Origin of the sequence: Pseudarthrobacter sp. fls2-241-R2A-168 (assembly GCF_030209335.1) — a bacterium.
Taxonomy (GTDB): domain Bacteria; phylum Actinomycetota; class Actinomycetes; order Actinomycetales; family Micrococcaceae; genus Arthrobacter.
The window spans coordinates 42,423-57,267 of sequence record NZ_JARVSG010000021.1; the positions used below are offsets into that span (position 1 = coordinate 42,423).

Annotated in this window: 12 protein-coding genes and 1 pseudogene; 7 read left to right on the forward strand and 6 right to left on the reverse strand. The window is 61.0% G+C overall.

What is annotated here, in order from left to right; all coding sequences use genetic code 11:
- Positions 1-72: 72 nt before the first annotated feature.
- Positions 73-3,714, forward strand: coding sequence for a methionine synthase (metH, locus tag QRN11_RS13760; RefSeq protein WP_285313214.1), 3,642 nt, complete (start codon positions 73-75; stop codon positions 3,712-3,714).
- Between the two features lie 805 nt (positions 3,715-4,519).
- Here the strand turns inward: metH and QRN11_RS13765 are convergent.
- From QRN11_RS13765 to QRN11_RS13780, 4 genes are read right to left on the reverse strand one after another with little or no spacing between them, the layout of a single operon-like run.
- Positions 4,520-5,329: an MBL fold metallo-hydrolase gene (locus QRN11_RS13765; protein ID WP_285313215.1), complete on the reverse strand. Its 810-nt coding sequence runs from the start codon at positions 5,327-5,329 to the stop codon at positions 4,520-4,522.
- Positions 5,330-5,334: 5 nt separating this feature from the next.
- Entirely contained in the window at positions 5,335-6,117 is a 783-nt protein-coding gene (locus QRN11_RS13770; RefSeq protein WP_285313216.1) for an amino acid ABC transporter ATP-binding protein, read from the reverse strand.
- Complete coding sequence (locus tag QRN11_RS13775) at positions 6,117-6,851, reverse strand: amino acid ABC transporter permease (protein WP_285313217.1); 735 nt, start codon at positions 6,849-6,851, stop codon at positions 6,117-6,119. Before QRN11_RS13775 ends, QRN11_RS13770 begins: the two co-directional genes overlap by 1 nt.
- Positions 6,851-7,708 carry a transporter substrate-binding domain-containing protein gene (locus QRN11_RS13780; protein WP_285313218.1) on the reverse strand — a complete coding sequence of 286 codons (858 nt, stop codon included), beginning with the start codon at positions 7,706-7,708 and terminating at the stop codon, positions 6,851-6,853. Before QRN11_RS13780 ends, QRN11_RS13775 begins: the two co-directional genes overlap by 1 nt.
- 200 nt (positions 7,709-7,908) lie before the next feature.
- On the opposite strand from QRN11_RS13780, the pseudogene QRN11_RS22540 reads away from it, so the two are divergent.
- From QRN11_RS22540 to QRN11_RS13790, 3 genes and pseudogenes are all read left to right on the forward strand, one after another.
- Positions 7,909-8,037: pseudogene (locus tag QRN11_RS22540) on the forward strand (AsnC family transcriptional regulator); the annotation flags it as partial.
- Positions 8,038-8,067: 30 nt separating this feature from the next.
- Complete coding sequence (locus QRN11_RS13785) at positions 8,068-8,793, forward strand: Lrp/AsnC ligand binding domain-containing protein (RefSeq protein ID WP_285313219.1); 726 nt, start codon at positions 8,068-8,070, stop codon at positions 8,791-8,793.
- Positions 8,794-9,127: 334 nt separating this feature from the next.
- Positions 9,128-9,283 (forward strand): hypothetical protein, encoded by a 156-nt coding sequence (locus QRN11_RS13790; protein ID WP_285313220.1) that lies wholly within the window; start codon positions 9,128-9,130, stop codon positions 9,281-9,283.
- A gap of 77 nt (positions 9,284-9,360) precedes the next feature.
- Here QRN11_RS13790 and QRN11_RS13795 read toward each other — a convergent pair whose 3' ends face one another.
- Complete coding sequence (locus tag QRN11_RS13795; RefSeq protein ID WP_285313221.1) at positions 9,361-9,777, reverse strand: MarR family winged helix-turn-helix transcriptional regulator; 417 nt, start codon at positions 9,775-9,777, stop codon at positions 9,361-9,363.
- Positions 9,778-9,989: 212 nt separating this feature from the next.
- Between QRN11_RS13795 and QRN11_RS13800 the strand changes: the two genes are divergently transcribed.
- Together QRN11_RS13800 and QRN11_RS13805 are read left to right on the forward strand one after the other, a co-directional pair.
- A complete protein-coding gene (locus QRN11_RS13800; RefSeq protein WP_285313222.1) occupies positions 9,990-11,843 on the forward strand; it encodes a flavin-containing monooxygenase in 1,854 nt (617 codons plus the stop codon).
- A gap of 107 nt (positions 11,844-11,950) precedes the next feature.
- On the forward strand, positions 11,951-12,883 hold the full coding sequence (locus QRN11_RS13805; protein WP_285313223.1) for an SMP-30/gluconolactonase/LRE family protein: 933 nt from the start codon (positions 11,951-11,953) through the stop codon (positions 12,881-12,883).
- Positions 12,884-12,916: 33 nt separating this feature from the next.
- On the opposite strand, the gene QRN11_RS13810 is transcribed toward QRN11_RS13805, so the two are convergent.
- Positions 12,917-13,513 (reverse strand): TetR/AcrR family transcriptional regulator, encoded by a 597-nt coding sequence (locus tag QRN11_RS13810; RefSeq protein WP_285313224.1) that lies wholly within the window; start codon positions 13,511-13,513, stop codon positions 12,917-12,919.
- 108 nt (positions 13,514-13,621) lie between these two features.
- Between QRN11_RS13810 and QRN11_RS13815 the strand changes: the two genes are divergently transcribed.
- Entirely contained in the window at positions 13,622-14,494 is an 873-nt protein-coding gene (locus QRN11_RS13815; RefSeq protein ID WP_285313225.1) for an SDR family NAD(P)-dependent oxidoreductase, read from the forward strand.
- Positions 14,495-14,845 lie beyond the last annotated feature (351 nt).

The window sequence follows — 14,845 nt, forward strand, 5'->3', positions numbered from 1 at the left end:
AAACGTCTCCGACCGTCGTAGCACACTGACATACGAAGCAATGTTTCGGCGTGTCGCCCGTAACCTGTTTAGATGCCTCGTTTTGCACTTGATATTGAGTCCGTGCCCCGCCCTGCCCGTGCGCAGGAGCTCCTGGACGCGGTGAACCACCGCGTCGTCATCGCCGACGGCGCCATGGGCACTATGTTGCAGGGCCGGGAACTGTCGCTCGACGTCGACTTCCAGAACCTCGAGGGCTGCAACGAGATCCTCAATGACACGCGCCCCGATGTCATCGCGGACATCCACGACGCGTACTTCGCCACGGGCATCGACGCCGTCGAAACCAACACCTTCGGTGCCAACTGGTCCAACCTCTCCGACTACGGCATCGACGACCGCATCACCGAGCTCGCCCTCAAAGGCGCCAAGATCGCACGTGAGCGTGCGGAAGCGGCAGAAGAAACAGACGGCCGGATGCGCTGGGTCCTCGGCTCCATGGGCCCGGGCACCAAGCTCCCCAGCCTCGGGCACACCAGCTACGACTACCTCAAGCAGACCTTCGCCCTGCAGGCCGAGGGCCTCATCGACGGCGGCGCGGACGCCTTCCTCATCGAAACCAGCCAGGACCTCCTGCAGACCAAGGCCGCGGTCAACGGCTGCAAGCAGGCCATTGTCTCCAAGGGAATCCGCCTCCCGATCTTCGTCGAGGTGACGGTCGAAACCACCGGAACCATGCTCATGGGCTCCGAAATCGGCGCCGCGCTCACCGCGCTCGAGCCGCTCGGCGTCGACGCTATCGGTCTTAATTGCGCCACCGGACCGGACGAGATGAGCGAGCACCTCCGCCACCTCTCCAAGCAGTCCTCCGTGGCCATCGCCTGCATGCCCAACGCCGGCCTGCCCATCCTCGGCGCCAACGGCGCGCACTACCCGCTCACCCCCACCGAACTCGCCACCGCGCACGAACAGTTCGTGCGGGAATTCGGCCTGGGCTTGGTGGGCGGCTGCTGCGGTACGACGCCGGAACACATGGCCGCCGTCGTCGAACGTCTTGCCCCCTTCCGCGCCAAAGCCGTGGCAGCCAGCAACGGAAAACCCGCCCGCGTCCCCACCGAGCGCGAAGCCGGCGTCGCCTCCCTCTACCAGCACGTGAACTTCGACCAGGACGCCTCCTACCTCGCCATCGGTGAGCGCACCAACGCCAACGGCTCCAAGGCGTTCCGCCAGGCCATGCTCGAAGAGCGCTGGGACGACTGCGTGGACATCGCCCGCGAGCAGATCCGCGTGGGCGCGCACCTGCTGGACGTCTGCATCGACTACGTGGGGCGCGACGGCGTCGCCGACATCAAGGAGGTCGTCTCGCGTTTCGCGTCCGCCTCCACCCTCCCGCTCGTCATTGACTCCACCGAACCGCCCGTGCTGCAGGCCGGCCTCGAACTCATCGGCGGCCGCCCGGTGGTCAACTCCGTCAACTACGAGGACGGCGACGGCCCGGACAGCCGCTTCGCGCGCATCATGCCGCTGGTGAAGGAACACGGCACAGCCGTCATCGCCCTGACCATCGACGAACAGGGCCAGGCGCGCACCACCGACGGCAAGGTGGCCATCGCCTCCCGCCTCGTGGACGCCCTGGTAGGCGAATGGGGAATGCGCGTCGAGGACATCATCGTCGACTGCCTCACCTTCCCCGTCGCCACCGGCCAGGAAGAAACCCGCCGGGACGGCATCGAAACCATCGAAGCCATCCGCCAGATCACCACCAAGTACCCGGGCATCAACACCACCCTCGGCGTCTCCAACGTGTCCTTTGGCCTCAACCCGGCAGCGCGCGTGGTCCTGAACTCCGTGTTCCTGCACGAGGCCGTCCAGGCGGGCCTCACCAGCGGCATCATCGACGCCGCCAAGATTGTCCCGCTCGCCTCACTGCCCGAAGAGCAGCGCAAGGTGGCGCTGGACCTCGTCTATGACCGCCGCGAATACGACGCCGACGGCAACACCACCTACGACCCCCTCGCCATCATGCTGGACATGTTCGCCGGCGTCGACACCGCCGCGCTCAAGGACCAGCGCGCCGCTGAACTCGCCGCGCTGCCCACCGGCGCCCGCCTGGAACGGCGCATCATCGACGGCGAAGGCAAGGGCCTCGAGGAGGACCTGGACCTGGCGCGCAGCGAGGGCATGACCCCGCTCGGCATCATCAACGACCACCTGCTCGAGGGCATGAAGGTGGTGGGCGAGCGCTTCGGCGCCGGCGAGATGCAGCTGCCGTTCGTGCTGCAGTCCGCCGAGGTGATGAAGAACGCCGTCGCCCTGCTCGAACCGCACATGGAAAAGTCGGACTCGTCCGGCAAGGGCACCATGGTGATCGCCACCGTGCGAGGCGACGTGCACGACATCGGCAAGAACCTGGTGGACATCATCCTCACCAACAACGGCTACAAAGTCATCAACATCGGCATCAAACAGGGCATCGCCGAGATCATGGCCGCGGCCGAGGAGCACAACGCCGACGTGATCGGCATGTCCGGGCTGCTGGTGAAATCCACCGTGGTGATGAAGGAGAACCTCACGGAGCTGCAGTCCCGCGGCCTGGCGAAGAAGTGGCCGGTGATCCTCGGCGGCGCAGCCCTGACCCGCGCCTACGTGGAGCAGGACCTGGCGGAGCAGTTTGACGGCGTCGTCCGGTACGCCAAGGACGCCTTCGAGGGCCTGGCCCTCATGGAACCGCTGGTCCGCGTGGCCCGCGGCGAGTCGCCGGACGACGTCGGCCTGCCGCCCCTGAAGAAGCGCATCCACAAGGGCGGTCCGAAATTCACGGTGACCGAGCCGGAAGCCATGCCCGGCCGTTCCGACGTCGCCTCCGACAATCCCGTTCCCGCGCCGCCGTTCTGGGGCACGCGCATTGTTCGCGGCGTCTCGCTCCACGACTACTCTGCGTTCCTCGACGAGCGTGCCACGTTCATGGGGCAGTGGGGGCTCAAGCCCGGCCGCGGCGAGGACGGCGCCTCCTACGAGGAACTGGTGGAGCGCGAGGGCCGCCCGCGCCTGCGCTACTGGCTGGACCGCATCCTCGGCGAGGGCATGCTGGACGCGTCCGTCGCGTACGGCTATTTCCCGGTGGTCTCCGAAGGGGAGCAGGTGGTGGTGCTGCACCACGGCGAGGATGCCGACGGCGTCCTCGGCACCCCGGGCCTGCTCGCCCCGGACGGTGGTTCAGGCGGCCCGATCGGCACCGACCGGCTGCGCTTCGACTTCCCGCGGCAGCGCCGCGACCGGCACCTGTGCCTGGCCGACTTCGTGAAGTCCCGCGAATCCGGCCAGATCGACGTGCTCCCCGTGCAGCTGGTCACCGCCGGCTCCAAGATCGAAGAGTTCACCTCCAAGATGTTCGCCGCCAACCAGTACCGCGACTACTACGAGCTCAACGGCCTGGTCATGCAGCTCACCGAAGCGCTCGCCGAGTTCTGGCACGCCCGCATCCGCAAGGAGCTGGGCTTCGCCGCCGAGGAGCCGAAAGACACGGCAGGGTATTTCAAGCTGGACTACCGCGGTGCCCGGTTCTCGCTCGGCTACCCCGCGTGCCCGGACATGGAGGACCGCCGCAAGGTGACGGAGCTGCTGAAGCCCGAGCGGATGGGTGTGATCCTCAGCGATGAGCTGATGCTGCACCCCGAGCAGTCCACGGACGCGTTCGTGTTCCACCACCCGGAGGCGAAGTACTTCAAGGTGTGAGGTGGGGGCGGTCTTTGGGCGCGGGAGCTCCTCCCGGGCGCGGCCGGCTCGTGGGAGCCCAATGCCGGTGCGGCCGTCTCTACCTGCGCACCCGACAGCGTTTGCTCCCGAGCGGCTCGTGGGCCAAACGCCAGCGCGCGGCCTTACTGCTGCAAAGTGTCGGTTTGGAATCTAGGGTTGTCCCTCTTGCGTCTGCGGGAAACGCTTTTTGGACTCTAACCTGACAGTTTGTGAATGACAGTCTGACGTCAGGTTGGGGTGTGCCTCTAGTGCACTCACTCCCGACCCTTGAGTAGGTTTTCGGATTTGGTACGAACAGGCTATGTCCCACCCGCTGGTGACGGGGTATGTCCGGGAGTAGAGGCAACGACGATTCGCGAAGCTGCATGGCACCAGCAGGGCGCAGTACCGTTCACCGCCCCTGGTTCGCCTTTCATGGCGCCTTGGACTTCCTTGGTGATACCTGTTCCTGCGTCAGGGAACAGCATCACTCGTCCGCCGCCTCCGTCTAGCCAGACCCATAGGACGGAATCGTCGTCGGTTGCTGTGTCGACAGTTCCGGCGGTAGAACGTCCCTCGTACTCGAAACGTATTCGTTGACCAGACGTGTAGGAGCCATGAAGGAACAGGTGCGCGCTGCTTTCGTACTGTGCTGTTGATGCCAGCGGGCGCTGCGAGTCGCTTTCCTCGTCGCCGTGGTGGGGTGTATGGCCCGGGGATCTGGATCGTGTGGCGGCAGCGAAGCCACTCTCGTTGTTCTCCACTGCCTCAGCGTTTGAGGAGCCGTCTTGTGGCATGTCTGCTGCTATCCGGTCATGCCCCTAGGGTCTGGCCAATTGTCCCTCTGGTGCCTTGCGACGTAGGCGCAGGCTATCGCGTGCACTTGTTGATGATCGAGAATTTCCCCGTGTCCAGGGAACGCCTTTTCTAGGGGGAGGTTTTGAATTTTTTGCATTGTTTTGACGTAGTCGGCTCTGTTGGAGCCGTGGATGTCGTCGAGTATCTGCCCTTTGTAGAGGACATCCCCTGTGAACAGCCATCCTTTGGTGCGGTCGAAAATGCAGATGCTTCCGGGCGAATGTCCTGGACCCTCTATGATTTCCAACTGTTCTGACTGGCCCGCCCGGATGACGTCGCCATCACGCAGCCGGCGGGTGGCCCGGGCTGGCAGCCGCTGGTATTGATCCAGCCGATAGTCCGGGTCCGGGAGCTTTTCGAGCATTCGTTGTTCACTGGCCTTCACGTCCAGATACATTCCCAGGGAGGCATAAAGTTCATGCGACTCCAAGGAGGCGGGTGAAGGATTTTCCAGGTCCTTGGCCTCGTTTTCGTGGATGGCTATATCGTCAAATTCGTAGGCACCGCCGCTGTGGTCCAAATGGGCGTGGGTAACGATGAGGAGTGGATCCCTCTCGAACATTTCGGGGATCGCGGAACGCAGCGGTACGACGCCGAGGCCGGCATCGATCACAACGTCTCTGTTTCCACGTATCCACCAGATGTTTGCTCGAAGGAGTGGGTGGACGTGGGGTTCGGTGATCCGCACCAGGTTTGGGGCGACAACCGTCATCGAGTACCAGACCAGTCCAGAGACGTTGAGGGTGCGGGGGTTCAATGTGTTCAATGTATGTGGCTCAGGAATTGCCGGGTCCGTTCATGCTGCGGATCGTCAAAGAATCGTGCCGGGGGTGCCTGCTCAATGATGATGCCGCGATCGAAGAGGGCGACTTCAGTGGCGGCCCTTCGCGCGAACCGCATTTCGTGGGTAACCACAACCATGGTCATGCCTTCAGATGCCAGCGTTTCCATGACAGTGAGCACGTCGTTGACCAGTTCGGGATCGAGTGCGGAGGTGGGCTCGTCGAAGAGCATCACGGCCGGGTTGAGGACCATTGCCCGCGCGATTGCGACCCGTTGCTGCTGACCGCCGGATAGTTCGCTGGGGAATTTGTGTCCGTGGGCTCCGAGGCCGACCCTTTTCAGTATCTCTGCTGCGTTGTGGGTTGCTTCTGCTTTGCTGATTTTGCGTGTCAGGCGTTGGGCGAGTACAACATTTTGCAGTGCTGTCAGGTGTGCGAAGAGATTGAACTTCTGGAAAACCATGCCGATGTCAGCCCGCTGGTGGGAAAGAGTGCGCTCGTTGGCGGGTTTGCCTTGGGAGTTGACGCCTATCTGGTGCCCGTTGAGCAGTATGGAGCCTTTGTCCAGGGGTTCCAGGAGGGCCATGAGCCTGAGCATGGTGGATTTTCCCGAGCCTGATGGGCCGAGGACCACTTTCACTTCGCCGGCGGTTACGGAGAAATCGACGCCTTTGAGCACATCTACCGGGCCGTACTTTTTATGCAGGTTGCGAACTTCAATAACGGGCACTCGCGCGACCGGGGTTTGTGGTGGCTCAAGCATCAGATGCCTTTCGCGGGGTTGAGTGAGGTCTCGGGAACGGGCAGGGTCGCTGGAGCTTTGGATATCCAGCGGTAGCGTCTCTCAACGAAATGCTGGAGGGCCATCACTGCACTGACAATGACGAGGTAGTAAACCAGCGCAGCGGTGTAGAACTCGGCGTATCTGAAGGTCACTGCTACTTGAACCTGGGCCGTGGTCAGCAGTTCCTGTAGTGAAATTACAGATGCCAAAGCGGTGTACTTGATCATGCCGATGAATTCGTTGCCGCTCGGCGGAAGCGCGACTTTGGTGGCTTGGGGAAGTACGACTCTAAAGAACACTTGGCCAGGGGTTAGACCCAGGGCGCGGGCGGCAAGATGCTGGCCCGGGTCAACACTGAGGAGTGCTGAACGGATGATTTCCGCCATGAACGCACCTTCAACTATTGACAGCCCGATCAGTGCTGCAATAAACGGGGTGTACCAGTCTTCTCTCAGGGATGGAAAGACTTGGGGTGCCGCGTTCCAAACGATCAGAAGCAGCAACAGGGTCGGTACGGACCTGAAAAACCATACGTAAAGCCACCCAAGTTGCTGCAGGTATTTCTTCTCGGAGATCCGCGCAACTGCGACAGCGAGCCCAATGGCGGTGGCTACTATCTGCGAAAGGACAGCAAGCTGCAAGGAGAGCAGGGCGCCCTTGAGGAATTCCGGGGATAGCAGAGCTTCCCAAAATACGGTTGAATTGAAGTCCATTATTTGCCCTCGGTGATGACGCGTTCGGGATCGAGGCCGTAACGTTCGGCGATTTCTCCAAGGGTGCCATCGGCCGCGAGGGCTTGAATTCCTTCGGCTACAGATGCTGTCATCGGCGAGCCCTTAAGGGTGTAGACGGCGAGCTGGTTGTCTGCCTTGAACAGGTCGATGTTAGCCTTGAGCTCCCCATTTGACTTAGCGACTATTTCCGCTGCTGAAAGGTCTGTTTCGAGCACGGCGTCCGCCTTGCCGTTTCGCACTGCAGCTGCTGTCTGGTTGTTCTGGGGGTAGCTCTGGATAGTGATGGTCTGCTTGCCCTTAGCCTCCAGGTCGGCAGACATCTTCTTCAACTCCGCCTCGTTAACACCGCCAGCCAGGACCGCGACTGTTTTGCCGGCCAGGTCATCGATGGAGCGAATGCCGTCATCTGACGAAGTCGTGACGAGTCCACGTCCGGTGGCGAGGTAAGGGATGGCATCGGCCACTTCCTTCCGTTCATCGCTGACATACATACCGGACCAGACGGCGTCGCAGCGCTTCGCCTGCAGGGCAGGCAGCAGTCCGTCGAAGCTCACCACAGAGAACTTCGGTTTCACGCCCCAGGACTTTGCCAAAGCAGCAGCCGAATCGGCATCGAGCCCGATAGGGTCACCGCTGCTTCCACCGTCGCCGTAAAACTCCAGCGGAGGATATGTGGGGTCCATGCAAACGTTGAACTCGCTGCTTTTGAGCAGTCCCGCGGGCGCGTTGCTGGACTGCGTCCCCGCGTTCGTGGTCGTGCTGGCCGTGGAGGCGCATCCAGTGAGGGCAAGAGCGGCAGCGACAGTGAGTACGGACGCTTGGCTTGTCTTATTCATGGCTAGTCCTTGGAACGTTGAAGGATGATGTAGGTCACAGTGTAGAACCACCAAAACGGCAAAAAGATAGCCAAGCAGACTGATACTGCATAAGTGCTCGTTGTGAGTTGCACTACTCTGTACATAAGTGCTTACTCGGGGTGAGGGGCTATAAATCTTCCTCCAAGGATGCGCGAAGATTTTTCTGTGCATCGTTCGTCATGGAGAGGCTGAAGTTGGACGACGTAGACCGCCAGATTCTGGCTGAGCTGCATAGGGACGGGCGCATCACGCAAGATGAGCTTGGCAGACGGCTTGGGCTTTCACGGGCAGCGGCTGCCCGGCGGCTTAGCCTGCTGCTATCTGAGTCAGGATTAAGCGTGATCGGTCTGGTGCACCCCGCCATCCTGGGGCTGCCGGTGATGGCGCACGTCTCTATCAACGTCTCCGGAAACGTGGAAACGGTTGGCCGAGATATTTGCCGGGACGAACGCGTTCCATTTGTCTCAATGACCGCCGGATCAATGTCACTTGTGGCTGAGATTCGGGTCAAAAATCACCATGAACTGCAGGAATGCGTAGATGGCATACGGGAAATCGAAGGGGTCGCCTCCCTACGGACAAGCACCTATACAGAACTGGAAGTGGACGTACTGCCAACAGTCCAAGTCGAACAGGTCAAGGTGGACGACCTGGACCTCACCATGCTCGAAGTGATCAGAAGGAACGGCCGCGCCACATATGCCAGCATGGCTGCTGCCGCAGGAGTGTCGATAGGAACCGCGCGTATGCGCGTCTTACGGTTACTGGAGTCCGGCACCGTCCGCATAGGCACGATGTGGCGCCCTGAAGCCCATCCGAACATGGTCCGCGTGGGCGTAGGGATCAGCATTAGAGGATCCGTCCAGACAGTCCGCAGCGACATCGCCGGACTCCCTGGACTGGCCTTCCTCGCATCCTCGATTGGCAGGCACGATCTGTTGGCAACAGTCCATGGAGACGATTTCCAGGACGTCCTCGCAACGCTAAATGCTGCCTCGGAAATTTCAGGAGTGCACAACTTAGAAACCTGGGTCCACCTAAAAGTCCTCAAGGAACAGCACTAGGTCGCCCTGCCAGTGAAGCGATGACTCATGAGGTGGCTCTCCACTTCTAAACAGTATTGTCCTAGGTTCTCAGCCGCCCAGCACAAGTACGCACTCCGGCCCGGCCAAGCGCATCCTCCTAGGCAGCAGTAGCGGTGGATAACGCATGAAAATTGCCCCAAGCTGTAGGCGACCGCATCGTAGACCGCATGCAGCACGATGCATGGTCAGATCGACCCGGTGCGCAGCCGCACGGCTGCGTATCCCAGCCCTGCCATCGCCGAGAATGCAATCTGCAAGACCGTTCCCTGAAGCGAGGCGTCAAGCGCCAGAGGCCATACCGGGCTTTACCTTCTTGGCATCCAGCATCGGCCCGCACGACGTCATCGCCACCGTCCACGGAACGGACGCAAACTCAGCACTCCGCACCGTTGACCAGATCCGGGCGATACCTGAAGTCATCCACGTCGAGTCATGGATACACCTCAAAGTCGTAAAAGAAGAGCACTAGGAACACGACGTGAAGGCCCCGGATGCACACGGCGCGGCTTCGGCGCGAAGTCTGACTGTCACTGAGGGCTCATGACTTCAGCCGGAAAGATTCCGCATTTCTCTGCTTATGGCTCCGAGACCAGTCTCAAGGGCCCGAAGCTCATCGAGACTGAGGCGTGCCAAGATGTTTTCGCCGAGTTCAGGCCTTGTGGCCATCAGTTCGCGTACGACAGCTCTTCCAAGGGTGGTGGCTTCCATGACGCGCACTCTTTGGTCGCTGGGATCCGACACGCGTGTGGCTAAGCCAGCTGCCACAAGGCGGTCCAAAAGTTTGGACATGGATGCCATCGACACCTCAAATTGACTAACCAGTCGCCCGATGGCAACTCCGCGATCTGACGTGACAATCACCGACAGGACTTTCAGCTGCTGAATGGTGAGATCTGTCGTCAGGAAAGTTTGCAGCACCAGCGGAAGTGAACGGATCGCTACAGCAACAGCGAGATTGTTCACGCTTTCCTGGAGAGCTTGGTGGTCCTGGGCAGGGTGCGGCATGGAGCCACCGTACCTCGTGCCATCGCTTTGACCCATTACTTAGCTTAACGCTAAGTTTTTAGTTAGCTTCACACTAAGTTCTTTTTTAGGAGTAGTCCCGCCTGTTGCTTGCGGACCGGCGGCGAACGTTCGGTCACCGGGACGACAACTCATTACTGGAGGAAAGACACATGTTTTTCACGGCCCAATTCCACACTGCCACTGAGCCAGCAACCATCGACGAACTGCGCGCCAAGTACGGCGAGGAGCGTGACAGGCGCATCCGCCCAGAGGGGCCTGGTCAATATCGCAGTACTGGCGGAAACTTTGGTTTTTACGCCGTTGACCCCTATTCCGAGAAGACCATGCGTCAGCCTGTTAGCGACCGAGTGGAGGTTCTGGTAATCGGCGCCGGCTTCGGGGGCCTGCTTACGGCGGCACGTCTAAGGGAGGCTGGCGTCGAATCAATTCGGTTGATGGATGAGGCCGGGGACGTTGGGGGCACCTGGTATTGGAACCGCTACCCGGGCATACATTGCGACATTGAGTCCTACGTGTATATGCCCTTGCTGGAGGAGGTGGGTTACGTCCCCTCTTGGCGTTACGCGCCCGGGGAAGAGATCCGGCAGCACGCCATAGCCGTCGCCAAGCGGTTTGATCTGTATCGCGACACGCTCTTTCATACCCGCGCTACAGGTCTTAAGTGGAATGAGGAGGCGGATGAATGGGCCGTTGAGACCGACCGGGGCGACCGGTTCCGGGCGCGGTATGTCGTCACTTCTTCCGGAACCCTGACGCAGCCCAAGCTGCCCAACATTCCCGGAATTGAGACCTTCAGAGGCCATACATTCCACACCAGCCGCTGGGACTACGGATATACCGGAGGAACAGCTGAAGGTGGCTTGGTCGGGCTGGCGGACAAGCGGGTCGCAGTCGTCGGAACCGGGGCCACCGGCGTCCAGGTCATCCCTCATCTGGGCAGGGATGCGCAGCAACTGCTGGTATTCCAACGCACCCCCTCCACCATCGACGTCCGCGACAACAGGCCAACAGATCTGCGCTGGGCTGCGTCCCTGGGTCCAGGGTGGCAGCGCGAACGGATGGAGAACTTCCTTGAAGTTCTTTCCGGAGAACCGGTAACGGAAAGCCTGGTAAATGACGGCTGGACCCGCACGGTCAGGTTGCAACGCAAATTCCTGTCGGGCTCCGTGGACAAGAGCCTGAGCGATGACGAACGTGAAGCCCGAGATGAGCTCGCTGACTGGGAGGTGATGGCGCGAATCCGTGCCAGAGTGGACGAGATCGTGGACAACCCTGAAACGGCGGAGTTGTTGAAGCCGTGGTACCGGTATATGTGCAAACGTCCGTGCTTTAGCGATACATACCTGCAAACGTTCAACAGGCCCAACGTGACACTCGTCGACACGGCCAGCACCGGTGGAATCACCCGGATGACGGAGACTTCCATCGTGGTGGGCGATGCCGAGTACGAGGTGGATTGCGTCATTTTTGCCACGGGATTCGATGTGGGAGTGTCGGGTATTCTTTCAGGCACTCTTCCCGTGGCAGGGCGTGATGGCAAGTCTCTCCTTGCCGCATGGGGCGAGGGCCCGCGCACGCTTCATGGCTTCTACACTTATGGCTTTCCCAATCTGTTCAACCTTGGGGTCATGCAGAACGCAAACTCCGTCAATTACGCGCACATCCTTCAGGAACAGGCGGAGCACATAGCCGCAGTCATTCAAGCAGCCAGAGACACGTTGACAGGTGTCGTGGAGCCCAGCCCCGAGTCGGAAGAGGCATGGTGCGCCCACATCGCCAAAACGGCAACTAGCGACGGTGGGTTCCTGGCAGAATGCACCCCCGGCTACTACAACGGCGAAGGAACCCGCGTTGCGTCCCCGACAACCTACAGCCCCGGACCCGTTGCCTTCCACCACCTTCTGCGGCACTGGCGGCAGGAATCCATGCAAGATGTCCTTAGGTCGTCGCCGGCTGGCGGCAAGGCGCGCCGCGTGCACGCGGGACCAAAGGCGGCAGGCTAGTGCCGGGAAAATGGCAGCGGCTCTTTGCCACCGCAGCAGCGCTCACCGCTCTCACCACCCCACTTTCTGCCTGCACCGCTTCAGTGCAGCCCCCGCCGGAGCAGAACGTGGAGCAGGCCGGGCCGCAGCCAGCGAGGCAGCAAACGGCCAAACGTCTATTTCAGGTATCGCCTGTCCACGAGGCAACTGGAATGACACTGCTCGAAGGGCCGACCTTTGGCCCTGATGGGGGGCTTTACCTGGTAGACGTGATGGCTCCAGCAGGTGGACCAAAGGTTATGAAACTGGACGTTTCATCCGGATCGGTGGAGACCGTGTACACGGACGATGCCAGCGCTTTCACTTCGGCACAGTTCAGCCCGCACGACGGACGCCTATACCTCACGGACTTTGTTGGCGGTACCGTTCAAAGCATCACCGATGAGGGGAAGGACCTCCGCACGTTCTTCCAGGGAACATTGGACGGTGTTGCCATGAACCCCGACGATATCGCCTTTGACCACGACGGAAACCTCTACGTCACGGATGCCGCCGGGTCACAGGATCCTTACTGGAAACGTACCGGCCGCCTGGTCAGGATCGACAGGGACACCGCTGAAGGGAACGTTCTTGCCGGAGACTTGCCGGCGCCGAACGGTATTGCCTTCACCGCCGCTTATGACGGGCTATGGGTGAGCCACAATACCGGCAATCAAATTGACTACCTGAGCCTCAGCGCTGACGGCCGAAAGGTGCAGACAGCTCATCCTGCCGTACATGTAAGCGCAGGCGTCGGCCAAGTGGATTCCTTGGCCGTCGACGCAGCTGGGAACACGTACGTCGGGCTGCACAACCGGGCGGCTGTCCTCGTCTATCGGCCCGATGGCGAACTGACTGCCACCATCGCCGCACCTGGGAAGGACGGCGTTTCATCAGCAACCAACATCGCCATCAGGCCAGGTACCACGGAAGGTTATATGACCGTCAGTGGCAAGGATGGAGGATTCATATACGGCTTCACGGCCCTCACCGATGGAGTGCGGCAATCCAACGGTGGATAGAAGGCCCGATGGAGCGTAAGGGCAACCAGGATCTCATCTTGTTCCGGCACCGGCTGCGGCAGGCAAGAGCAGCTGAGCCATATCGTCGCACTCCGCGTCCGTTAAAGGCTTGGGATGCGTTTGGGTCCACATGACGGCGCCAAAGAAAGCGAGCTGGGCTATGAGGTCACGCTGCTCCGGTTCGATCTCGGCCCGCTCGACTGCGCGAGCGAGCACGGCGTGGAAGGGGGCGAGGGCTCTGTGCAGCGCGGCGGACGTCAAATCCTGCAGCTCGGCGGACGTGGATCTTGCCGCCTCCGTGAAGGCCTGCCCCTCGGGCAGCTCTGCATTGTCGCGCACAGTTCGTAACAGCACGGACAAATCACGACAGCTCGAGCCGGTGTCAGGAACAACGTCATAGCGGGCCAGGAGCGGCTCCAGGACGGCAGCCAGCAAGGCCGCCCGCGTAGGCCAACGCCGGTATACCGTCGTGCGGTTTACGCCTGCAACCTTGGCTACGGCCTCAATCGTGAGGCCGGCATAACCACCCCGTGACAGTTCCGCGGTGGTGGCACTTAGAACGGCATCAACTACCTGCGAACTGCGCGCACCTTTCTGGACTCCCCTTGTTCTGCGCATTGAATCGGCCATGGAACAGCATTCTATTGACCTTTAGTAAAGGCAACAGTATGTTGCCTTTAGGCAATGGAGCCCCGTCGTCCGGGAGCCCGGCGCCCTCCATAACCAACGAGGAGCATGATGAGCACACAAAACGTTGATTTCGCCGAGACGATGGGATTCGACCGACTGCCGACGCACATTGTCGAAAAGCGGGTCACCGACCTGATGGACCTCACAGGAAAAAAGGCAGTAGTCACCGGAGCAGGGGGAGGCGGTCTGGGCCAGGCCATCGCCAACCGGCTTGCCGGCCTGGGGGCCGACGTCGCTGTCATTGATTTGAACAAGGACGGCGCCGTCGCTAACGCAGAGACCATCGAACGCCGATGGGGCACGCGCGCCATCCCGTTCCAGGCAGACCTGTCCGACTGGGATCAGGTGCATTCTGTTGTCGCGGAAAGCACGCAGGCTCTCGGGGGCCTGGACATCATGATCAATAACCCCGTTCAGGTAGTCTCCGACAGGTTCGAAAACCACACCAAGGCGGACATTGACTACACGGTCCATGGGAGCTTGACGATGCTGATTTACGGCGCACATGCCGCGGTCGAGCACTTCCTGCCCCAGGGCCACGGCCGCATTATCAACATCGCGTCTGTTGGTGGACGGATACAGCACCGCGGACTTACCGTCTACAACGCAGCAAAGTCGGGTGTTATTGGCTTCACCCGCAATCTTGCCCATGAGTTCGCCTCACGGGGGATCAATGTCCTGGGGGTAGCTCCCGGGCTCATGATCAACCCCCTCCTGAGAGACATCCTGGCCAATGCCTCCGACGAGCAGGCTCTGGCCGCGAAAGGTTCGATGCTGGAAGCCGTTGACCGCTATATCCAGCTTGGGCGTGTATCCATCCCGGAAGAGGTTGCGAACATGGTCGCCTACCTCAGCACGGAAGCCGCGGACTATATGTGCGGCCAGACAATCGACGTTGCAGGCGGGCAGTGGATGGGGTAAGTTCCCTTGGCCCGCCCCGTAGGGGGCTTGAGGTCAGCAGGAGGTCACAGTCCTCCTGCTGACCTCACGGTTCAGGAGCATGGCATCCTCCAATGCGGGGACGCCCACCCCTCGAAGCACAGCAGGGCCGGCACCTGCTTCCTACAGAAAGCACAACTCAATCCCCGGAACCTTCTCAACGATGCGCCTGTTCTGAGCACCGTCCTGCATGAGCCACAGGATGTTTCCGTCGGCAGTTATCGCCTCGACCTGCCCACAGTCAGCCTGCACACCGTTTCGATATATTGCAACGTGCCGCCCTGCGGCCGCCGTCCAATCCTCGACTGCGGCCGGCACCTTCCGATCGACAGA